The sequence below is a fragment of the Enterocloster lavalensis genome, from assembly GCF_046603895.1.
Taxonomy (GTDB): Bacteria; Bacillota; Clostridia; order Lachnospirales; family Lachnospiraceae; genus Enterocloster; species Enterocloster lavalensis.
This window is the reverse complement of record NZ_CP176637.1, coordinates 23,132-43,626: the sequence shown is the minus strand read 5'-3', so window position 1 is coordinate 43,626 and position 20,495 is coordinate 23,132. Positions and strand designations below refer to the sequence as shown.

Annotated in this window: 20 protein-coding genes and 2 pseudogenes; 15 read left to right on the top strand and 7 right to left on the bottom strand. The window is 52.6% G+C overall.

Annotated features, from left to right (window positions below):
• Positions 1-287 precede the first annotated feature (287 nt).
• A complete protein-coding gene (gene lexA, locus ACK2JC_RS00285) occupies positions 288-905 on the bottom strand; it encodes a transcriptional repressor LexA (RefSeq protein ID WP_118753827.1) in 618 nt (205 codons plus the stop codon).
• Between the two features lie 189 nt (positions 906-1,094).
• Here lexA and ACK2JC_RS00280 point away from each other — a divergent pair, with 189 nt between their 5' ends.
• The 6 genes from ACK2JC_RS00280 (at position 1,095) to ACK2JC_RS00255 (ending at position 5,274) form a co-directional block, all read left to right on the top strand.
• Positions 1,095-1,388: a LysM peptidoglycan-binding domain-containing protein gene (locus ACK2JC_RS00280; RefSeq protein ID WP_092360525.1), complete on the top strand. Its 294-nt coding sequence runs from the start codon at positions 1,095-1,097 to the stop codon at positions 1,386-1,388.
• 116 nt (positions 1,389-1,504) lie between these two features.
• Positions 1,505-2,437 (top strand): hypothetical protein, encoded by a 933-nt coding sequence (locus tag ACK2JC_RS00275; protein WP_320936828.1) that lies wholly within the window; start codon positions 1,505-1,507, stop codon positions 2,435-2,437.
• A gap of 305 nt (positions 2,438-2,742) precedes the next feature.
• Positions 2,743-3,369: a DUF3793 family protein gene (locus tag ACK2JC_RS00270; protein WP_320936829.1), complete on the top strand. Its 627-nt coding sequence runs from the start codon at positions 2,743-2,745 to the stop codon at positions 3,367-3,369.
• A gap of 10 nt (positions 3,370-3,379) precedes the next feature.
• Positions 3,380-3,811 carry a flavodoxin gene (locus ACK2JC_RS00265; protein WP_320936862.1) on the top strand — a complete coding sequence of 144 codons (432 nt, stop codon included), beginning with the start codon at positions 3,380-3,382 and terminating at the stop codon, positions 3,809-3,811.
• Positions 3,812-4,155: 344 nt separating this feature from the next.
• Positions 4,156-4,716, top strand: coding sequence for a YcxB family protein (locus tag ACK2JC_RS00260; protein WP_320936830.1), 561 nt, complete (start codon positions 4,156-4,158; stop codon positions 4,714-4,716).
• A 9-nt stretch (positions 4,717-4,725) separates the two neighbouring features.
• Positions 4,726-5,274: a YcxB family protein gene (locus ACK2JC_RS00255; protein WP_320936831.1), complete on the top strand. Its 549-nt coding sequence runs from the start codon at positions 4,726-4,728 to the stop codon at positions 5,272-5,274.
• A gap of 177 nt (positions 5,275-5,451) precedes the next feature.
• On the opposite strand, the gene ACK2JC_RS00250 is transcribed toward ACK2JC_RS00255, so the two are convergent.
• The 4 genes and pseudogenes from ACK2JC_RS00250 to ACK2JC_RS00235 all read right to left on the bottom strand — a co-directional run bounded on the left by ACK2JC_RS00250 (position 5,452) and on the right by ACK2JC_RS00235 (position 8,769).
• Positions 5,452-5,859, bottom strand: coding sequence for a hypothetical protein (locus ACK2JC_RS00250; protein WP_320936832.1), 408 nt, complete (start codon positions 5,857-5,859; stop codon positions 5,452-5,454).
• A 47-nt stretch (positions 5,860-5,906) separates the two neighbouring features.
• Positions 5,907-6,527 (bottom strand): DUF4179 domain-containing protein, encoded by a 621-nt coding sequence (locus tag ACK2JC_RS00245; RefSeq protein WP_368272697.1) that lies wholly within the window; start codon positions 6,525-6,527, stop codon positions 5,907-5,909.
• Positions 6,520-7,074 carry an RNA polymerase sigma factor gene (locus ACK2JC_RS00240; RefSeq protein ID WP_092360532.1) on the bottom strand — a complete coding sequence of 185 codons (555 nt, stop codon included), beginning with the start codon at positions 7,072-7,074 and terminating at the stop codon, positions 6,520-6,522. The genes ACK2JC_RS00245 and ACK2JC_RS00240 overlap by 8 nt, the downstream gene beginning before the upstream one ends.
• A gap of 317 nt (positions 7,075-7,391) precedes the next feature.
• Positions 7,392-8,769: pseudogene (locus ACK2JC_RS00235) on the bottom strand (transposase).
• 400 nt (positions 8,770-9,169) lie between these two features.
• Between ACK2JC_RS00235 and ACK2JC_RS00230 the strand changes: the two are divergent.
• On the top strand, positions 9,170-9,556 hold the full coding sequence (locus ACK2JC_RS00230; RefSeq protein WP_320936834.1) for a BlaI/MecI/CopY family transcriptional regulator: 387 nt from the start codon (positions 9,170-9,172) through the stop codon (positions 9,554-9,556).
• A complete protein-coding gene (locus ACK2JC_RS00225) occupies positions 9,553-11,649 on the top strand; it encodes a M56 family metallopeptidase (RefSeq protein WP_320936835.1) in 2,097 nt (698 codons plus the stop codon). The genes ACK2JC_RS00230 and ACK2JC_RS00225 overlap by 4 nt, the downstream gene beginning before the upstream one ends.
• Before the next feature lie 167 nt (positions 11,650-11,816).
• Here the strand turns inward: ACK2JC_RS00225 and deoC are convergent, their stop codons facing one another.
• The gene (gene deoC / locus ACK2JC_RS00220; RefSeq protein ID WP_368272010.1) at positions 11,817-12,518 is read right to left on the bottom strand and encodes a deoxyribose-phosphate aldolase; all 702 of its coding nucleotides are present in this window, start codon (positions 12,516-12,518) and stop codon (positions 11,817-11,819) included.
• A 120-nt stretch (positions 12,519-12,638) separates the two neighbouring features.
• On the opposite strand from deoC, the pseudogene ACK2JC_RS00215 reads away from it, so the two are divergent.
• A pseudogene (locus ACK2JC_RS00215) lies at positions 12,639-13,322 on the top strand (FGGY family carbohydrate kinase); the annotation flags it as partial.
• Between the two features lie 185 nt (positions 13,323-13,507).
• The gene (locus ACK2JC_RS00210; RefSeq protein WP_320936836.1) at positions 13,508-14,137 is read left to right on the top strand and encodes an FGGY-family carbohydrate kinase; all 630 of its coding nucleotides are present in this window, start codon (positions 13,508-13,510) and stop codon (positions 14,135-14,137) included.
• Between the two features lie 96 nt (positions 14,138-14,233).
• Here ACK2JC_RS00210 and ACK2JC_RS00205 read toward each other — a convergent pair whose 3' ends face one another.
• A complete protein-coding gene (locus ACK2JC_RS00205; RefSeq protein ID WP_320936837.1) occupies positions 14,234-14,947 on the bottom strand; it encodes a GntR family transcriptional regulator in 714 nt (237 codons plus the stop codon).
• Between the two features lie 292 nt (positions 14,948-15,239).
• Here ACK2JC_RS00205 and ACK2JC_RS00200 point away from each other — a divergent pair, with 292 nt between their 5' ends.
• From ACK2JC_RS00200 to ACK2JC_RS00180, 5 genes are read left to right on the top strand one after another with little or no spacing between them, the layout of a single operon-like run.
• Positions 15,240-16,280, top strand: coding sequence for an ABC transporter permease (locus ACK2JC_RS00200; protein ID WP_320936838.1), 1,041 nt, complete (start codon positions 15,240-15,242; stop codon positions 16,278-16,280).
• Positions 16,281-16,297: 17 nt separating this feature from the next.
• Positions 16,298-17,830, top strand: coding sequence for a sugar ABC transporter ATP-binding protein (locus tag ACK2JC_RS00195; protein WP_166434516.1), 1,533 nt, complete (start codon positions 16,298-16,300; stop codon positions 17,828-17,830).
• 16 nt (positions 17,831-17,846) lie between these two features.
• Complete coding sequence (locus ACK2JC_RS00190; protein WP_320936839.1) at positions 17,847-18,983, top strand: sugar ABC transporter substrate-binding protein; 1,137 nt, start codon at positions 17,847-17,849, stop codon at positions 18,981-18,983.
• Between the two features lie 22 nt (positions 18,984-19,005).
• Positions 19,006-19,992, top strand: coding sequence for an aldo/keto reductase (locus ACK2JC_RS00185; protein WP_320936840.1), 987 nt, complete (start codon positions 19,006-19,008; stop codon positions 19,990-19,992).
• Between the two features lie 13 nt (positions 19,993-20,005).
• Positions 20,006-20,407: a VOC family protein gene (locus tag ACK2JC_RS00180; protein WP_320936841.1), complete on the top strand. Its 402-nt coding sequence runs from the start codon at positions 20,006-20,008 to the stop codon at positions 20,405-20,407.
• Positions 20,408-20,495: the final 88 nt, after the last annotated feature.

The window sequence follows — 20,495 nt, the reverse complement described above, 5'->3', positions numbered from 1 at the left end:
TGCGGCGGGCCGCCGGTTTGTCCGGCGGTTCCCATGCATTCCAATAAAAAAGCCCTGCAACCGGGCGGAAACTGAGCACAGCGTTGGCTGTGATTTGTTTTCCGCCCGGAGGCAGGGCTTTTGATTTGGACTATGATTTGCAGGTAATGGACCGATGGCGATTGTGCGGCGGCTCTGTCCAGGGGGCCGGTGAGCCGGCGGGGTGATGCGATATCCTGGCCGGGGCCGATGAGCCAATGAGATATGGTCCGGCCGGAACCGCGCCTTTGACCGGAGCGGACAGCGTATTATTTCATCCGGCGGAAGAGCCCGATAACCTTGCCCTGAATGTCCACATGATCCACGATGATGGGATCCATGTAGTCGTTCTCGGGCTGCAGGCGGTAGTGTCCGTCCTCCCTGTAAAAGCGCTTCACCGTGGCGGAATCCTCCAGCAGAGCCACCACAATATCGCCGTTCTGAGCGGAGGGGGTCTGCTCCACAATGATCTGGTCCCCGTCAAGGATTCCCGCATTGACCATGCTGTCGCCTTTGACGCGGAGCATGAAGGTGTCCGCGTTGGGGAGCAGCTCCACGGGAATCGGGAAATAGTCTTCTATGTTCTGTTCCGCCAGAAGCGGCTGTCCTGCCGCCACCGCGCCTACCACCGGAACGTTGGTCATCTCGCGGCGGTTAAAATTGAAAGTGTCGTCGAGAATTTCGATGGTCCGGGGCTTGGTGGGATCACGGCGGATAAAGCCCTTCTCCTCCAGGGTGGAAAGGTGGGAATGGACGGAGGAGGTGCTCTTTAAATGAACAGCCTCACAGATCTCCCGGACCGCAGGCGGATATCCTTTCTTCAGTATGGTCTCTTTGATGTATTCCAGTATCTCTTCCTGTTTTGCAGTAATTTTATCTTGAGCCATGGCTATCCTCCCATAAAATGTTAATCTGGTATTATAGTAACATATGTTCGATTAAAATGCAAACCTTTGTTCGATTTTTTGCCAAAAAAGATTGACAAACATATGTTCTGGTAGTATAGTTGGGATATACAAAAGAACGTATGTTTGCTCTGCTTCCTGACAAGCGGGGCGGCAGGGGGAGGTTTACTTATGATGAGAAAGTTTATGATCACTTGTGTCGCAGTTATTGTATTCGCTTCCGTATTTTTAGGCCGCACCATGCTGACCTCCATGGCTAAGGAGGAGAAGGCCGCCACGCGCTACTACAAGAGCGTGGAGATCCAGGAGGGCGACAGCCTCTGGAGCCTGGCGAAGGAGTACCGGGAGGGCGGCAGTCTCAGCGCCAAAGAATATGTGGAGGAGCTGAAGAAGATGAACAACCTCAGGGAGGATACCATCCACACCGGCCAGTATCTGACCGTTGTCTATTTTGCGGAAGAGTAGCAGTCCGTCCTACCAGCGCTCCCTTCAATCATAAGAAAGCCTACAGGAAAAAGTAAAGAACTTTCCGACTGCATATGATATGGTAAAGGAAGAATGAACAGTCGGGAGGGATTGGATTGAAGAGAGGGAATCGATGGAGAGGGATCGCTACGGCGGTTCTGGCGGGAGCGGTTATCATGGCCGGCTGCGCTTCGGCAAAGGATGGTGGGACGAGTACAGTGGACGACAGTGCGGTGGGAACGGTCGAACAGTTCACCGGACAGGCTGTTGTCCCTGTCACGGAAACGGCAAGTCCTGCGGCAGAACCGGTGACGGATGGAGAGACACCGGATCTGTCCGGTTTGCCTGCTATGACCGGCCGGTATCTGAGGACTAAGAATGGCGGCAATATGGTGGTGTTAGACCGGGAAGGCCCGGTCAGCTTTCAGAGTACGGAGGAGGAACCCCGGTTTGCACAGCTTCACAGCGGAGATAAGGTGGAGATAAAGCTGGAGTTTATCCAGGAGACCTATCCGGGCCAGTCGGAGGCCCTGGATATCCGTCTGCTGGAGGAAGGCAGCCTGGAGGACGTGGACGCTGATACGCTGGCCCTGTTGACAGAGATGGGATGGCTGGAACCCGAGCAGGAGAAGGACAAGCAAGTGGTCCTGGGCGGTGTACTGCTGCATTCCACCGGCCGCACAGCCAGGGTGTCCTGCGGGACGCCGGACGGAGCGCTAGCCTCATCCGTGGCGTTCAATCGGACTCCGACGGAGGAGGGACAGTCCAATTTTGGATATCGGGATATCGACTACATTTATCTGGATGAGAACGCCGCGGCGGTAAAGCTGGGCGGCAGTTATATCCTGTTCCTGGCGGATGGCACTGTGGAGTACGAGGGCAGATTTTTTGCAGCGGACCAGTTATCGCCGGAGACTCTGGAATGGCTGGAGTATTACAACAGCCTGCCCGAGGAGGGGCAGCGCAGTATCTCCATGGTTCCCCATGATCTGATCGGCGATATCGGTTTGGAGGGAGACCGGGCGGTGGAGACAGACGCGCAGAACTGAAGCGATTGTAGAATGATTTTGGCAAGGCCTGATCGGAACCGAAAGGAGCTGTGACTCCGAAAGGGGAAGAGAGGGCTTTTTTGTCGGTTCGAGGTGTGGAGGAACTTGTGATAGGCTTTGCACTGAATTGGTATTAGATATTGTGGGGAGAAATGGGGTTTACCCTGAATTGGCATTAGCCAGCGCAGGGATAAATTTTCTCACTCTACAGAGATTGCATATTTGGCGTTGGTCTGTTATGATATTACCAGATAGTTAGTAATAACTAACTATCTAGCGATTCATTTTATAGAGTGAGAGGAGAAATGCGGGTGAGCAGTGAAGCGATACAGTTGGTAGCGGCGCTAAATCGAAACGAGGTGGAGATACAGGTTGGCCTTCAGTGCGCGCCACTGCTGACCGGAATCAAGGTGTCTAATCTTCTTGGTGTGAACAGTCAGCATAGGGATACCGTAATTCGTTTGTTTTGCACCACCGGCATCTCCTGCCGCCTCCTGTGTGAGTGTAGTGAACGGGTTACATTTTTCCTGTTTCGAAGGGAGAAGCTGGAAGCGTATTTAAGGTGCCCCGAGGTCATGGCGTTGATGAAGGCATTCGGATATTCGGGAGTGGGATTGGCGGATATTTTGAGCAAGGTAGCGGAACGGTATAGCGGCTATATGAAATGCAGAGAGCCGTTTCCGCATGAAATCGGGCTGCTCCTGGGATATCCGGCGGCCGATGTGGCCGGGTTCATTCTGAACGGCGGAAAAGACTTTCTCTACTCCGGATACTGGAAAGTTTATGAGAATTTGGAGGAACGGCTGGAGATCTTTGAGGGGTATGACCAGGCAAAGGAGCAGGTAGTGCGGATGATTGCCGCCGGAGCTGATGTTCACAAGATACTAAAATTTCACCGTACTCCGTCACACAAACACCAAATAGCGGTATAAGGAGGAAATGATGGACAAAATTTATGTTGTGTACTGGTCACAGACTGGAAACACGGAGGTTATGGCTGAGGCAGTCGGCCAGGGCATCCGGGAGTCCGGAAGGGAGGCGGAGACTTTGACCGTATCTCAGATCACCGCGGACACACTGAAGGAAGCACAGGCCTTTGCGCTGGGGTGCCCGGCTATGGGCGACGAGGTGCTGGAAGAAAGCGAGATGGAGCCGTTTATGGAACAGCTGGACCCAATGATTTCTGGAAAACAGATCGGCCTGTTTGGCTCCTACGGTTGGGGGGATGGACAGTGGATGCGCGAGTGGCAGGACCGTGTGATGGCAGACGGCGCAGTGGTGGCAGGCGGAGAAGGTGTTATAGCCCAGGAAATGCCGGACGAAGATGTTCTTGCAGCGTGCCGCAATTTGGGTAGAATCCTGGCCACAGTTTAAGATCCTTTGGGGAAGAGGCGGTATTCGTCTGTCCCGGAAGTTGATACGGCTGCGCGATATTTGCGCATGGAGAGGAAGGAACCGGATTAACCGGCTCCTTCTTTTTATGGTTATTTAAGGGAGCAGCGGTTTGGGGCATTTGTGGGGAGGATGTAAAGTGTAAACCATGGTGGGATTTTCTGAAGAATCTGCACATATTTGGAAATTAGAATAAATTTTGATTGAAATGCATGGGAAAATTCCTTATGATTAGAGTGGAATTGCCCGCATGATTTGGCGTGTTTGCGGTGGTTTGGACGGAAATGGCGGCGCTGCGGGGAAATGGATCGGGGGAGGAATCGGACATGGATGTGATTTTTCAGGTGGATGTGAGGAAAAAGAACCGGAAACTGGAGGAGCGGTACCGCAGAACTGCCTTTGATTTGTACCGGAAAAGGACGAGGCGAAGCGCGGGCGCCTGGGTGTTGTTGATCTGGTACAGTATTGTATTGATCATTAGCCTGGGCGGAGGGGGCGGAGCCTATACGCTGCGCAGTTTTATTGTTGAGGCGCTGCTGGTGTTCATTTGGTTTTTGATCGCGTTTCGGCGGTTTCGCAACCGGGTTATGCTGCGCCTTCTGTTTCTCGCGATTGAGCTTAAGGAATGCGGAGATACCGGGACGTTTAGCGGGAACCGTTTTGTGTTTGGAGAGGAAGGGTTCCGGGCAATCACGGTCGGGGATATGATGTGGAAATATCCTGTAGTGGATAAAGTTGCGGAGAGCCGGGACGCAGTGTTTCTTTATTTCAAAGAGGACTCCGGGCTGTACTTTGCGAAAAGTGACTTTACGGTGGGGAACAGCAAGGCATTTTTGCAATTCATAGCGGAAAAAACAGGCCGGGAAGTGATCCAGCTGAAAGGTTAGGGGATGAAAATGGAACCTTTATTCTGCATCCGTATGGTATTGGATGAGTCCGTGTTGCGGGAGTACGCGGCACGGAATATGCAAGCGGACAGAGACGGTTTTAAACGGATGAAATTTAAAATAGCCGGTTTTCTGATCGCGCTTCTGTTGATCGGCATCGTGACCAGGGATCCGGGTAGAACACTGCTTACGGGAGGGGTCGCTGTCGCTGCTTTGGCAGTTCTGGAGAGAAAGCAGCGCTCGCAGAAGGGACGGCGGGAGGAATTCGAGCGTCAGGTGAATTGGATGAAACAGCATCTGGCTCCCGGGGAACTGGGTTCGGAAACGGTCTACTGCTTTCTGGAACAGGAGATGACTTGGGACAATGAAAGGAGCAGGGGGAAGCTGGATTATTCTTTGATCCAAAATGTGGTGGAGACGGAACAGGGATTTTTCGTAACTGTGGAGAAGGCCAGGCGGCTCTTTTTCTGGAAAACTGCTTTTACATCCGGCGATCCTCAGGCGTTTCGGGAATTTTTGGAGCAAAGAAGTTCCGGCGCTGCCCGGTTTGGAAAGTAAAGGAGGAGCGGCCACTGTTGCGTATGCGGGAACATATGGGATGGGATAGGCCGCGCCGGAGCCGATGTATCTGGCTCCGGCGTTGGGATGGGCGGATTACGAGGCTCCGGCGCTATGACAGGCGGACAGATACGGCTACCGCACCGCGGCAGACCAATAGAATCTGCGCCTCCGCCCCTATTTTACAGAGTATTCCACTCCGTCCACAGAGATGGACTTGACCTGATCCAGACGGATGATCCGCCCGAATTCAGCGGCCAGCACTACCTTGCCGTCCGGATTGCGCATCCCATAGGTGGTGACCACCAGCGGCCCGGAGGTTGGATCGTCGCTGATCACGGCGCTGCCGCCGCCAAGGACGGTTCCATCGTCACTGGAGTCAAAAGACATGGAGGAAATCAGTTCCTCATGGCTCCCGTCGAGGAAGATGATGTCCACAGACGGCGCAGGAAGTCCTCCGGCGGCTTCTTTCTCGGAACCGATCAAAAGCGCTCCTAAAGGCGAGATCTGGATGGACTCGACCGTCAGATTGCCATCAATGTCCTGACCGATATCCAGCTGCCTGGCGGCCGTGGTGCTTTCCACTTTGGCATCCAGAGACAGTCCGCCCATTTCCTGGGACAGGGATAATTTTAGATCCCAACCAGTGCAATTTTCCAGGGAATCCAGCTGTAGATGATAAAATGACGGTTTTCAGTGGAAAATTCTTCCAGCTCACTGCAAGTGTAGGAGAGGGCAGCCTCGTGTTCGGCGGAACTGTTGGGGGTGAGCTTTGTGTCGAACAAGTCAATGGGCTCATGGTCAAAGGTGTTTGCCTTTGCTTCACCGGACAACGCCTTCAGCGAGACGATCAGATTGATCTTGTAACCGTCGGTCAGCATGCTCTCCAGCGTCATTTGACGGTCTGAGTCCGCGACGGTGATTCCCGGGGACTGGATGTCCTGCTCCACATGTTTGGCCGTGTCCCCGAAAATGGACCGGAAGTAATCAAAACCGCCTGCCAAGGCGAACACCGAGGCGGCGAACAGGCAGAATACAGCCGCAATCAATAATATTTTCCAGGTTTTCTTTCTCATAGGTCTCCGTTTCCCGGCCATACCGGCCGCGTTTGTCTCAACATTCAGCTTTTGAAACACCAGATCTTCAATCCGCTGTCCCGATGGTTTCAAACCGGTTTCATTTTCCACATCCATATCCTCCAGGTAGCGCGGGGCCAGACGGGAACACAGGTCACTGATTCGGATTTTATCCATGCTGATACCCCCTTTCATCAAAAATTCCCTTCAGCCGTTTCCGGCAGCGGTGCAGTTTGGTTTTCACGGTGGACGGATTTAATGCCAGCCTTCTGCCGATGGCCTCAATGCGCTCGCCCAGATAATAAAATCGGATAAAGATTTCCCGGTCCGGCTCCCCGAAGGCTTCCACAGCAGAATTGAGAATTTCCGTCTGCTCTTTTTGGATGGTTAGCTCGTCAGGATTTCCTGCATGGGAAATGGACAGGATGTCGTCGTCATAAGCTATGGGGAGCTCCTTTACTCTGCGCAGCCTGCTGTAGGCCGCATTTCGCGCGGTCTGTGCCAGGTAGGGTTTTAGGGGCCGATCCCCCTGCAATCCGGCGCTGTGACTCCAGACGGACCAAAACACGTCCGCGGCCAGCTCCTCTATGTCCTCAAGGCTGAGAATTCCGCGGGAGATGTTACAAAGTATGGCGGTGACATAGGGGGTATACTGCCGGATCAGCCCCCTCAGGCCTTCCTCCTCGCGGTTTTTCAATTTCCGAATGATTTCACTGTCATTCATGGCATCCTCCTTTTTTCGTAGTTCACCTAACAGTACGCAAATTATAAAAAAAGGTTTCACGTTCCTGTAACTATATCACAAATAGTTGATTGCGAAACAGGTATTCAATCCTGATTCCAAATAAGGAAGCCACTTTGCGAAGCAGGAGGACCTGAATAAGTGGGATGTATTCGGATAATGGCGCACATTCATAAGCCATACGTTTTATGGAGTTGGTAAGTCCTATGCAATTAAAGATTTTAACGTCCGTATGCATTCATGCTTATGAATCTTATCTGCGAGAACCACACCGATTAATTGTGTAATGCCTGCGAGGATTAGGTCGGCATGAAGTGTTTTCTCATTTTGGGTTTTACGTCCGGCCAGACAGAAGCAGTCTTTTAAGTGATTGATAGACCGCTCCACATAGGTTCTGGTTTTGTAGACCTTATTCCATTCGTCAGTCCCTCGCAGAATACCTGGATAGGCACGAAGATTTTTCTCTGGATAAATGTAAATCATTCTGCCACAGGAAGACGTGGTACATGGGTTGTCACATTTACAGAGCCGGTGATAGTTTCCAGAAGAAGGATCTTTTATCCAAACAACTTTGGGACAGACGAATTTGTATCGTGTGACGCCGCTTTTAAGCTTACAGGTTCCTTCGTATTTCATTGGAAGAGAGGGATCCTTTGGACAACAGGGAATCCCGTTTTCATCAATGGTATAGTCAAGGTTTTCAAGATGTGCCCTGGAGTTCAAAGGAATATAGGCTTTCTTGAAGTGCCTGCCATTACCAAAGGTATCCCCGGAAAGAAGTTCCTTGTACAGGCGGACCGAATCAAAGGCGGAGTCACCAAGGAAGGTGTCAGGCCGGATCAGAGGATGTGTAGCGAAAAAGTCCTGAAGAGTAGGAATCAAGAGCCTTGCGTCATGGACAGATTTGTCCTCATCAGGCGAATCGGATTTCTTAGAAATGGTAATTTCAGGATGCTTCTCAAAGAAAGCTTTGTTGTAGAAATCAATGTGCCGGATAATGCCGAGGCCATTAGTAACAATTCCTATCTTATAGGCGTAACAGAAATGCCCATCGATATAGAGCTGTTTGATCTCCGGATTGGCAGCTGAATGTGAGGGCATGGAAGCATAGGCAGCTTTATATGGATCATAAGAATCGTCAAAGCCTTTGGATTTTGCATACGCTTTTAGCTGTTTAATGATGCGGTTTGCGTATTTAGGATTGTTTTCAGTAACCCAAGCTTCTATACCAGAAGAATCGAAGATAGTCATACTGGCTTTGGAAGAGTCAATCGCCTGACAGATAGGTTCAGTGAGGTCAACAAGGCGTGAGAAAACATCTTCGAGTTCAGGAAGAAAATCCTGTTTGAAGCGGGTTATCTTAGAAGCATCGGGGACTTTGTCAAAGCCACAGAATTCTCTGAGATGTCTGGAATAATGAAGGAAAATAAGCAGTAACGAGTCAGTAGGAATAGAAAAAATACGTTGAATGATTAAGGCCCATAAAAGGGCGAACAAAGGGTATTTGCGGGTTCTGCCCGTTGATGCATAGAAACGCTTCCGGAAGGAAGCAGGGACAATTTCAATAAGGTCAATATGGGATTGGAGCAGTGACAGGAAAGCAGGTTTGTCAGATTCATAAATATCCTGGCAACATGAAAAAATATCTGCCAAAGAAAGCTGATTGTATGGTATCATATAGGTACAACTCCTTTCAGGTGGATATGGTTGATTGTTACTGGACATCTCAATTTTACCATAAACCTGTGAGGAGTTGTTTTATTTTGACAAAGAAAAAAGCCCGAATTTATGAGGGCTGTGGCGTTTCGCAAACGCCTATATATCACAAATTGTGAGAGGTGTCATGAGGGCGACTGGGCTGCTGGTGTTTCAAATAATGAGTTGACATAAAAATATTATGTAAATTAGAAAATGAGTTATTGCGGCAGGCAGAAGGTATGCGGTGATATTTCTACCTGTTTGATGAAATGAAAACGGTTTAATTCAGTTTGAACTTGACACCTACTGACTGTAGGTGTACACTGGAGTCAGAACCTACAAAATGTAGGTGAATGTGCGGTGGAGAGGAGTGGGGCAGATGGAACGGGAGACAGTGCTGCCGGAAGCGCAGCTGGAGGTTATGGAAGTTATATGGGATCGCGGGGGGAGCGTGATGTTTGCGGACCTCAGCTCGGAGCTGGAGGCCCGCGGCAAAGAATGGAAGGCAAATACCATTCTGACGCTTTTGGCGCGTCTGGCCGAGCGGGGTATGGTATCCGTGTGTAAGCGCGGGCGGCTCAACGAGTATGCGGCCCGGGTTTCGCGGGAGGACTACCAGCAGATGCAGGCCCGCAGCCTGGTGGACCGGGTGTTCGGCGGCAGCACAAAGCATCTCATATCCGCCCTTGTGAAACAGGAGTATCTGACAAAAGACGATTACGATGAACTAAAGGAGTTTTGGGAGAAGGGGGGCGGGGAGCCTTGAATCATTGGATGAGCATCCTTTTGAGCCTGTCGTTGTCCGGTGTGGTCCTTACGCTGGTTCTGCTGGCGCTTACCCGGCTTCTGGGACGCCGTCTGGGGCGCAGATGGCAGTATTATGTCTGGGGGATTGTGGTGCTGCGGCTCCTGCTCCCTATTCCAGGGCCGGGCATCCTGCCTGCAATGCCTCTGCCCCAGGCGGGAACGTTTGGGGAGCAGCAGAAAACGGCGGTTGAGGTGGAAACGGCCGCTGGGGTGGAAAAAGTGGCGGAGCTGGAAGCGGCTGAAAAATCGATGTCTGCCGGGATACTGGATAAGACCGGTCGGCCTGTGCCTGCTGAGATATCGGATTACACCAATTCGTCTGTGCCCGCCGGGATACAAGATCACAGCGGCCAATCTATGCCCACCTCACCGTCTCCTGTTCCACAATCCGCTACTTGGCCCTTGGCGGACGGCGTCCCGGACGGCGGATTCATTCCGGTGGGCATCGCGGCGGCTCTGAGCGCGCTGCTGCCGGGAATCTGGCTGGCCGCTGCCGTGGTCATGTTTGGGAAAAAGCTTTGGAATTACAGGCGGGCGTTGAATTTGCTGCGCCGGAACGGGAACAAAACGGAGGCATTTCGGGAAGCACTGTCCGACGCGTGCCGGGATTGCGGGCTGAAACGCTTACCGCAGATATGGATCAGTCCCTGCGTCTCATCCCCCGCGGCTGTGGGATTGTTTCAGCCTATGATCGCAGTGCCTTTGGATTTTTCGCCGGATCAGGCCTACTATGTGTTCCTGCACGAGGCAACTCATATCCGAAGGTGGGATGCGCTCTACAAGTGGACGGTGGAAATTGCCGTGTGCGTACATTGGTTTAATCCGATTGTCCGGGTGCTGCGAAAAGAGATTGCCCGCGCATGTGAGCTGTCCTGCGACGAGGCGGTGATCCGGCGTTTGGACGGGGAGCACAAGCGCATTTACGGGAACGTCCTCTTAGATACGCTGCGGTCTCATATTGCGCCGTCCGGCGCGGAGATGGCGCTGCCGCTCAGTGAGAACGCGAAATGGATGAAAGAGAGACTGGGAGAGATTATGGGATTTAAGAGGAGAAGGAGGGGCAGCGCCCTTGCGGCCGCGGCAGTGTCCGCCGTGTTGGCGGGGGCCGCGCTGCTGTGCGGATTTGCGCCGCCTCAGAACGACGGGAAAGCAGTGAATGCAATGAATGTTTCCGGGAAGGAGCCAGAGCAGCGGCAGAAGATAAAAGCTGCGGAAAATACGGCTGTGCAGCAGCCGGAGGCCGAAGACGGAGAACGCACGATCATCGATGACAGCGAAATCAAGCGCCGTGCCGACCAGACCAGTCTGCAGGAGAAACTGATCTGGAAAAATGAGTATATCGTGGCATTGGCCTGGAATGTGGACCCTGCGCAGTACGGCGTGAAGCGGGAAATCGCCGGAAAAACGGTATGTTACGGCAAAAAGACGGTTCAGTACGCAGACGACCGGGCGGTGACCGAGGCGGTGCGTCAGGCGATTGAGCAGGAGACCGGGAAAACAAAAGGGGTTCCGCCGGAGGAATTGGTGTTGCTTTTGGCCGACGGTCCCTTTGAGGGTACGGCCGATGAACTGGCTCTGCAGTTTTACCGGGAACACAACCTGTTGTATTTCACGGCTGTGATCGACGAGGCGGGAGAGGACACATGGACCTCCATTCTGGAACAGTCCTACGAGGGCGGAGAGATGGAATACTTCGCGATGGTTAACGACAAAAAGGGCGGTAAAATGGAGGTCAAAAAACGAGAGCTGGCAAGGCGGGCTGCCCGGGATGGAAAAACAGAATTTTTCGCAGTCCTGTCATCCGAATTGACGGAGGAGGAACTGGGGGCGTACGCTCTGGAAGCCTACGAGGGTCAGAATATAGAGATTTTCTATATGGCGGCCACGGGGCTGAACTCCCAGCAGGCGGATTTAATCGCCGAACGAGCCTATGAGGCGGACCGGACTGAATATATATTTGCAGTGATCCCACGGATGAGCGAGGAGCAGCGCAGCACGCTGCGGGAGCGGGCGAAAAAGGATGGGAGAGATGAGCTGGGCTATCTCTTTTAAAAGGAGACAGGGAATGTGATCGAATCTCACCTTTTATCCTGATAAGAGGAAAACGTGACAGGTGCGGCTTTAGGGTATAAGGCGGCAATCCCAAACGTTTTCAGGCCATAAAAAGCCAGGGAGCAACACAGAGACGGAAACGTCCTGATTTTGCTCCCTGGCTTTTTTTATACGCAGCTGCTCTCGAGGCGCTGCACCTCCTGAAAAATATCCCTCACCGTGCGCACTCCGATGCCGAATCGGTTGCAGCCCTCCGCGTACATGGAAAGTAAGGTGTCCAGGGAGCGCACGCCGCCGGCCGCTTTGATCTTTGCGGCGGACCCAATGGTTTTGCGGATTAATTTGATGTGTTCCACCGTGGTGGGGGAAGGCCCCCAGCCGGTTCCAGTTTTAATATAGCTGGCGCCGGCCTCAACGCAGAGATTGCTGGTCCGCGCGATCAATTCATCGTCCAGGTAGCAAACCTCCAGAATCGTTTTCACCGGGATCCCGGCTGCGGCATCAATGACTGCCTTCACGTCGCTCTTGACATACTCATACATCCCGGACTTTAATGCCGCTACATTGATGACCATGTCGAGCTCCCGGCAACCCAGGGCGATCAATTCCCTGGCGGTCCTCACCTTGGCGCCGGTCGTCTCCGCGCCGGAGGGAAAACCGACCACACCGGTGACTACGGTCCCGGTGACAGATTTCAGCTTCCCGATGGTATATTCCGTCGCCCAGGGCATGGGACTGGCGCAGATACAGTTATGTTTTGCCACGATTTCAATCATCTCATCGATTTCCTGAATTGCACAGTCCGTCTTTACGGTGCTGACATCAATATACTGCCCCAGATGATCCAACTCAAGACCTTTATAAATCATTCTCCACCTCCAAAGATAGTTATCTATATCCAAATATACCCGAAATCATCTTACAAATCAAGAGGGATTGACAAAAGATAATTATCTTTTTATAATTTACATGAAAGGAGAGGTAAAAATATGGTGATTATTGCATACGATCTGGGGACCGGAGGTGTGAAGGCCGCTTTATACGATGATTCCTTAAAAGTGCTGGCGAAATCCTTTATGGAATACCGCACCTATTTTCCAGGGGCGGGGCTGCACGAGCAGAAACCATCAGACTGGTGGAACGGGGGGGTGGAGAGCACGAAACAGCTGCTGGCTGCGTCGCACACAGACCCGCAAGCTGTGGGCGCGGTGGCTATTTCAGGCCAGAGCCTGACGGCGATTCCCGTGGACGGCAGCGGAGCCGCGCTTTTGGAACGGGTTCCCATCTGGTCCGATGGGAGGGCAAAGGATGAGGCGAGGCGTTTTTTTGAAACGGTGGACGAGGAACGATGGTATATGACTACGGGAAACGGTTTCCCGGCACCCTGTTATACGATCTTTAAGCTGATGTGGATGAAAGCCCATCAGAGTGAAGTGTTCTCAAACATGAAGCACGTATTGGGCTCCAAAGATTATATCAACTACAGAATGACGGGGAAAATCCTGACCGACCACTCCTATGCCTCAGGGACCGGCGGCTACAATCTGAAGGAGGCGCGCTATCAGGAGGAATTCTGGGATGCTGCGGGAATCGATATGGACCTCCTGCCAAAGATTGTTCCCTCGGACACAGTGGTGGGATATTTGACAGAGCAGGCGGCAAGGGAGCTGGGGCTGACAACAAAAACTGCGGTGATGGCGGGCGGTGTGGATAACGCCTGTATGGCCCTTGGCGCCACCGGCATCCGGGACGGGGCTGCGTACATATCCCTCGGTTCCTCCAGCTGGGTTCCGGTGACGGCCGGCCGGTGCTGGACTTTAAAACCAGACCCTATGTATTCGCCCACATCGAGCCGGGAATGTACACTTCAGCTTATTCGATCTTTGCGGGCGGGAGCTCCCTGCGGTGGGTTCGGGACAATCTGTTTGCAGAATTCGGACCCCAGGCATACGGGGAGATCGACCGTCTGGCCCAAAGCGCTCCGGTGGGTGCGAACGGAATCCTGTTCAATCCCAGCCTTGCGGGGGGAACCTCCCAGGATAAGAGTGTAAACATCCAGGGGGCATTTGTGGGACTCTCGCTGCTCAACAACCGGGCGGATCTGGCCAGGTCTGTTCTGGAGGGGATCGCGCTGAATCTGAAGCAGTCGATCACCTATTTGCAGCGGAAGGTCCAAATGGAGGATGAGATTCTGATCTGCGGAGGCGGCAGCAAAAGCGCCGTTTGGCTGCAGATGTTTGCCGATATACTGGACGTGAGAGTGCTAAAGACGAACATCGACCAGGATGCGGCCTCGCTGGGGGCGGCCGCCATAGCCGCCAAAGGGATGAAACGGATCGGCAGCTACCAGGTGATTGACGGCATTCACCGGCGGGAGGCGTGCTACAGTCCGGACCGGGCTGTCTCGGAACAATATAAGGCTGTGGCAAAACGGTTCAACTATCTGGCGGAAGTTCTGAGCGAATTTGGGGATTACTGCGGCGTATAATGACTTCCAAACGCTGAAAAACCTCCCCGGAGCCATGTCGGTTCCGGGGAGGTTTTGCTAAATAAAGGTTGGCCGCGCCGTGGCCAAAGACGCTTGCTACCTGCCGGCAAGATGGATGCTGTAGCTATACTTGTCCCCACGGATTTTCAGGATGGAGTAGTCGAAGGAACCTCTGTCGCAGTAGGTGACCCGTTTGCTGATCAGCAGGGGCTCGCCTACCTCCACGTTGAGAATCTGGGACTCAATAAAAGTCGCCGTGGCGGCCATGATGGTCTCCTCAGCCTTGGTGATGATGAGGTGGTAGTCCTTTTCCAAAGTGGCGTAAAGGCTGATAAAATCCGCGTACCCGGTGTGAAAATTGGGAAACATGTCCGCCACCAGGTAATTTTCCATGATTGCGATGGGCGCTCCGTCGGCGCACTGAACGCGCTGGACATTGTATACAGAGGCTCCCTCCGGGATATTCAGAACCTTTGCAATGTGCGCGTCCGCGCGGACCGTCTGAATGAATGCCCCCCGGGTGGATACGGAATATCCCTTTTGCACCAGCGTTTCCGTGAATGAGGATACGGTGTTCAGCTTTTGGGTTGTGGAGCTGTCCAGCACCTCGGTGCCGCGCCCCTGCGTTACCCGGATATGCCCCTCCTGAGCCAGCAGGGAGATGGCCTTGCGGATCGTGGTTTTGCTGACATTGAACTGCTTGCACAGTTCGGTTTCCGTTGGCAAAAAGGAGCCGGGAGGCAGGGAACCGTCCCGAATGGATTGTTTTAAACTGGAATATACGATTTTGTAGGCAGGTATATTTTTCATAAATGAACCGCTTTCCTGAAATTTACTATAGTGCCATTATAAGATAATAATCTTAAAATGTAAAGATCAGGGGATCAAAAATAAACTTGGGCTTATTCGATAAAAAGATAAAACTTATTTTGTGGAATATAGACGAATATGAGAAAATAAATTATTTATTCTTGACTTTATCGCACAGAAAAAGTATGATATTTTTAAAAGATAATTATGTATTTGATAAAAACAAAAAATATAATATCTTTTGATAATCTTTTCGAGGAAAAGGAATGCGAAACGTATGAGGAATCAGTTTATGGAAAAGAAAAGTACAAAAGGCGGTCGCGGTATTTCAATTTTCAAGGTGCAGGAGCTGGGGATTTTGATGATTTTCTTAATCCTTTGTCTGGGAATTCAACTGCTGACGCCGAAATTCCTGAAACCGGCCAATCTGATCAACATTATGAGGCAGATATCCAATGTGGGAATTATGGCGGTGGGGGAGGCAATGGTAATTATCATTGCCGGAATCGATCTCTCCGTGGGAGCCACGCTGAGTTTATCCGCCTGCGTGGCCGCGTATCTGGCGCAGGCGATCAATCCCTGGCTCGCCGTACTGGTAGCGCTTCTGACCGGACTCTCCATCGGCATGATCAATGGGTTTCTCTCCGTGAAGATCGGGATCGCCCCGTTTATCGCTACTCTGGGAACCCAGATGATGGCGAGAGGGCTTGCGTTTATGGTGACTGCGGGTATCCCCATCAAGTTTTCAAACGCGGCCTCCGTGCTGGGAGGCGGCAGAATCGCCCTTCCCTGGAAGCTGCAGCTTCCGGTACCGATTTTGTTCATGCTGGCGATCTATGTGATTGGAATCGTGGTTATGACGCAGACTGTTTTCGGCCGGAATATCTATGCGGTGGGCGATAATGAAAAATCCGCCAAGCTTTCCGGAATTAATTCAGACCGGATCAAAATTACGGCGTATGTTGTATCCGGTTTTCTGGCTGCGGTTGCGGGGATTCTCTATGCGGGTAACCTGACAACGGCGGAGGCTTCCGCCGGTGACGGAATCGAAACCAACGTGATCGCGGCGGTTGTGATCGGCGGCGTTTCCATGGCAGGAGGAGAGGGTTCGGTCGTGGGTATCCTGATCGGCGCAGCGATCATGGGAGTGATCAAAAACGCGTTTATTCTTCTGAACTTCCCCGCAACGATGCAGACTTTCACCATCGGTCTGATGATCGTTCTCGCGGTCGGCCTTGACTGCGTTAACAAAAAGCGCAGAGAAAAGAAAATCGTTCTGAACAAGGCACAGATAAAGGACCAGAAAAACGAACAGGCCAAAGACGGCAAATGACGGCTGGGGGAACGGCAATGGAAAAACAGGTTGTAATAGAGACACGAAATGTAAGAAAAACCTTCCCGGGTGTGGTCGCCCTGGACGGCATCAATCTACGTTTTAAGGCTGGGGAAGTGCATGCGATTATTGGTGAGAACGGAGCCGGAAAATCCACGTTGATGAATATTCTCTCCGGAGTGTACGCGCCGGATTCAGGCTCGGAGGTGCGCTACAAGGGCAGCAGGGTGGAGTTCCGCTCTACCGCGGATGCGGCCAAATGCCAGATTGCGATGATCCATCAGGAGAATTCGCTGGTAAAGCATCTGACGGTATATGAAAATATCTATCTGGGCCATTTTATCAAAAAAGGGGCCTTCATCGACAAACGGGCCATGAGGGAGAGCGCGGCGGAGCTTTTAAAAAAGATGCACATCGACTGGATCAAGCCGGGGACGCTGGTCAACGACCTGTCCGCTTCGGAACAGCAGCTGGTGGAGATCGCCAAAGCGCTTTCCAGAGATCCGGAAACCATTATTTTCGACGAGCCCACAGCATCCCTGACCGTCAGGGAGAGCCAGATCCTGATGGACATAATCCGGGAATTGCGGGATCGGAACGTGGCGATTGTGTTTATATCCCATCATCTGGAGGAGCTGTTTGAGATCGCGGATGTCATTTCCGTTCTCAGGGACGGGCAGTACATTGGAACATACGACATCCGGGAAATCGATATTCCGCGCCTGATCAGCCTGATGGTTGGAAGGGAATTAAAGAGCAATGTTCCGGGAAAAACGGCGGAGATGATCGGGAAGCGGTCTGCCACCCTGCAGAATGAAATTGTGCTGGAGGCCAGAGATTTTTGCCTTCCGGGTAAGGTGGAGCACGTGGATTTTGTGCTGCACAGGGGGGAGATCCTCGGTTTTGCCGGACTGGTGGGGGCGGGGCGCACGGAACTGATGGAGTGCGTGTTCGGATATACCAGACCGTCCGGCGGAACCTTGTATTTAAACGGCCGCGAGGTGCGGTTTCACACGCCCAAGGAGGCGGTGGCTCAGGGCCTTGGAATGTTGTCGGAGGACCGCAAGTCCAACGGTATTTTGGGGCTGCACAGCGTTCAGGACAATATAAATTCGGCCAGCTGGCCAAAACTGAGGGGGAGGGGACGTTTTGTCTCCAAACCGGCGGAAAAGCGCAATGCGCTGGATTTTATCCACAAATTGAATGTCAAGACGCCCAATGCAAACGTGAGAATCAGCACGCTCAGCGGAGGTAACCAGCAGAAAGCTCTGATCGGAAGAATACTGTCCATCAAACCGCAGGTACTGATTCTGGACGAGCCCACCCATGGAATCGATGTGGGCGCAAAGCAGGAGATCTATGACATCATCAATCAGCTGGCAGACGAGGGCATCAGCATTTTGCTGATCTCCTCAGAACTTCCGGAATTGATTACGCTGAGCCACAGAATTATAGTGATGCACGAAGGGCGTATCAGCGGCCGGCTGGAGTTTTCTGAGTTTGCTCAGGAACAGATTTTATCTTACGCTTCGGGAACTGAAACAATTTAACATAAGGAGGATTGAAATGAAAAAAACGAGAAAACTTGCAGGCATTATGGTTGCGGCGGTATTGGCGGCGGGACTTGCTGGCTGTGGCTCGGGGCAAACAGCCGCAACCCAGGCGCAGACGGAGGCCGCCAAGACAACGGAGGCGCCCAAGGCGGGGGAACCGGCCAAAGAAGAGACGGCGAAAGAGGTACTGGCCTCTGAGGGGGAGACAGGGGCACAGATGGCGGAACTGCCGGAACATTATAAGATGGCGGCGGTGAAGGCCTCCGAGGAACCCATTGAAATCAAATTCTGCTATTATTCCAACAATCCGTTCTGGGATTTGATCAAAGCGGGATTAAACGATGTGACAAATTATCTGGCAAGCTACAACTGTACGGTCACTCCGGTGGATATGGGCTCGGAGGCGGATGGCAAAACCATTGCTGATTATATCGAGACCCTGGAGCTGGACGATCCGGCCGGAATCGTCTGCCCGCCTATGGCGGACGGCACGGAGGCCTATATCGATCGGGCTGTCAGTGACGGGGTTACCGTCGCCACCTATCTGTCGGAGTCCACCAATCAGACGGATACCAGGATCTGCTTTGTCGGTTCGGACGCAGTTGCGGGCGGCGCCACAGCGGCGCAGATGACAGCGGATTACACCGGCGGGAAGGGCACCGTGGGCGTTATCACCGGATATCTGACCATGAACCAGCACGAGGAGCGCCGCAAAGGCTTTAACGATAAGCTGGCGGAGCTTGCGCCGGATCTTACGCTTTTGGAGCCGGTGGAGGCCCATGATTCAGCCACGGAGACCTATGACGCGGCAGTGGACCTGATTACCGCATATCCGGACCTGAAAGTGATTTACTGCACGGCCGGAGGCCCTTACGGCGCGGCTCAGGCGGTGAAGGATCAGGGAAAGACGGGAGAGATCGGCGTCGTGTGCTTTGACTGGGTGCCGGATAACTTACAGTATGTGGCCACCGGCGAGATCATCGGAGCCGTCTCCCAGGATCCGGAGAATATGGCCTGGATGTCGGTGATGTCCGTATTTAACTATACGGTTACCGGCGAAAAACCGGAGAGTACCCATCTTCTGACGGATTCCGATTTGGTAACTCCGGATACGCTGGCGGAAAAGGTGCCGGATTTCAAGGCGCAGTAGCGGTTAATGCAGGAGGTGGACTATGCTTTACAAGACAGTGGGAAGAATAAAAGAGCAAATCTCTGCCATCGGAATCGGGTGCTGGGGGTTTGGCGGGGACTGGGATACATCCAACGACCGGAATGCGGACGCCATTATCAGGACCTCGATTGAGCTGGGGATTAATCTGTTCGATGTGGCTCCGGTCTATGGTTGGAATCATTCGGAGCGGGTGCTGGGAAAGACGCTAAAGGACGCCGGCCTGCGGCACAAGGTGATAATCGCCTCCAAGTGCGGGCTGACCTGGGGCGACGACCATGTCACCGCCAACGACCTGACAAAGGAGAATTTGTTCCGCGAGATCGACGGAAGTCTGGAGCGGCTTCAGACCGATTACATCGATATCTGGCAGCTCCACTGGCCGGATCCCTCCACGCCGATCGAGGAGACCTGCGAGGCCCTTGCGGAAATAAAAAAGAGCGGAAAAATCCGCTACATAGGGCTGTCAAATTTTGCACAGGCCGATATGGAGGTGTTTGACCGTTTGGTAGGTGTGGACGCCCAACAGGGACTCTACAATATGTTTGAGCGCAATGCCGCAAGCTACCACAACATTCCGCTGAAATACAGGACGGAGGAAGAGATGCTGCCCAATGTGCGGGCGCGCGGCCAGGCGTTCCTCCCGTACAGCCCGATGTTCCAGGGACTTTTGGCAGGGCGGTTTACGCGCAGCCGCACATTCTCCCAGACGGATATCCGCAACGAGAATCCAAAGCTGTCCGGCGAGCTTTACCAGAAATATTTTGACGGTTATGAAAAATTGAAGTTCCTTGCGGATGAGATTGGTCATCCCACAAATGAAATCGCTGTCAACTGGCTTCGCCAGAAACCGGAGGTTACGTCGATCATCGGAGGCGCCTCCTGCGTGGAGCAGGTCAGACAGAATATTGCCGCCTTAGACTGGTCCATTGATGATGAGACGATGGCGAGAATCGGTGAGATACTGGAACCCTACCGGGAAATGCCCTGATGGAGGTCGGAAAATGAGAGAACATGTGAAATGCCTGCATCATGTCGGGATTCCTACCCGGGATATGGATGCTACGGTCCGCTTTTACACGGATCTGGGAGCGGAGATTTATTTTCAAAAAATGGATCAGGAAGCCGGCGAACCGATCCGGGTTGTGATTTTTGATTTTTACGGAATGAAGGTGGAAGCATATGAGCGCAGGGTTACGGCCGGACAGCCGGGCGCTATCGATCACATCGCCTTTCAGGTCACCGGCATTGAGGAGCTTTACCGCAAGGCCCGGGAGGGCGGTTATACGTTAATGGAGGACTGCGCAGAGCGCGTTCAGTCCACCACCTACTGGCCTCAGGATATCCGGTGGTTTATCGTGATCGGACCGAATGGAGAGAAAGTGGAATTCAGCCAGATCGAATAAATTGAATATCGCACCTTATTAAAAATGTCTCCAGCCGCCGTTGCGCAGCTGGAGACATTTTTATGGAAATTTTAATACAGCAATAATT

Coding starts and splice junctions, on each gene's coding strand:
- lexA (WP_118753827.1), bottom strand. CDS start 905: ATGGCTCAAGATAAAATTACTGCAAAACAGGAAGAGATACTGGAATAC.
- ACK2JC_RS00280 (WP_092360525.1), top strand. CDS start 1,095: ATGATGAGAAAGTTTATGATCACTTGTGTCGCAGTTATTGTATTCGCT.
- ACK2JC_RS00270 (WP_320936829.1), top strand. CDS start 2,743: ATGCGGGTGAGCAGTGAAGCGATACAGTTGGTAGCGGCGCTAAATCGA.
- ACK2JC_RS00265 (WP_320936862.1), top strand. CDS start 3,380: ATGGACAAAATTTATGTTGTGTACTGGTCACAGACTGGAAACACGGAG.
- ACK2JC_RS00260 (WP_320936830.1), top strand. CDS start 4,156: ATGGATGTGATTTTTCAGGTGGATGTGAGGAAAAAGAACCGGAAACTG.
- ACK2JC_RS00255 (WP_320936831.1), top strand. CDS start 4,726: ATGGAACCTTTATTCTGCATCCGTATGGTATTGGATGAGTCCGTGTTG.
- ACK2JC_RS00245 (WP_368272697.1), bottom strand. CDS start 6,527: ATGGATAAAATCCGAATCAGTGACCTGTGTTCCCGTCTGGCCCCGCGC.
- ACK2JC_RS00240 (WP_092360532.1), bottom strand. CDS start 7,074: ATGAATGACAGTGAAATCATTCGGAAATTGAAAAACCGCGAGGAGGAA.
- ACK2JC_RS00230 (WP_320936834.1), top strand. CDS start 9,170: ATGGAACGGGAGACAGTGCTGCCGGAAGCGCAGCTGGAGGTTATGGAA.
- deoC (WP_368272010.1), bottom strand. CDS start 12,518: ATGATTTATAAAGGTCTTGAGTTGGATCATCTGGGGCAGTATATTGAT.
- ACK2JC_RS00210 (WP_320936836.1), top strand. CDS start 13,508: ATGTACACTTCAGCTTATTCGATCTTTGCGGGCGGGAGCTCCCTGCGG.
- ACK2JC_RS00205 (WP_320936837.1), bottom strand. CDS start 14,947: ATGAAAAATATACCTGCCTACAAAATCGTATATTCCAGTTTAAAACAA.
- ACK2JC_RS00200 (WP_320936838.1), top strand. CDS start 15,240: ATGGAAAAGAAAAGTACAAAAGGCGGTCGCGGTATTTCAATTTTCAAG.
- ACK2JC_RS00195 (WP_166434516.1), top strand. CDS start 16,298: ATGGAAAAACAGGTTGTAATAGAGACACGAAATGTAAGAAAAACCTTC.
- ACK2JC_RS00190 (WP_320936839.1), top strand. CDS start 17,847: ATGAAAAAAACGAGAAAACTTGCAGGCATTATGGTTGCGGCGGTATTG.
- ACK2JC_RS00185 (WP_320936840.1), top strand. CDS start 19,006: ATGCTTTACAAGACAGTGGGAAGAATAAAAGAGCAAATCTCTGCCATC.
- ACK2JC_RS00180 (WP_320936841.1), top strand. CDS start 20,006: ATGAGAGAACATGTGAAATGCCTGCATCATGTCGGGATTCCTACCCGG.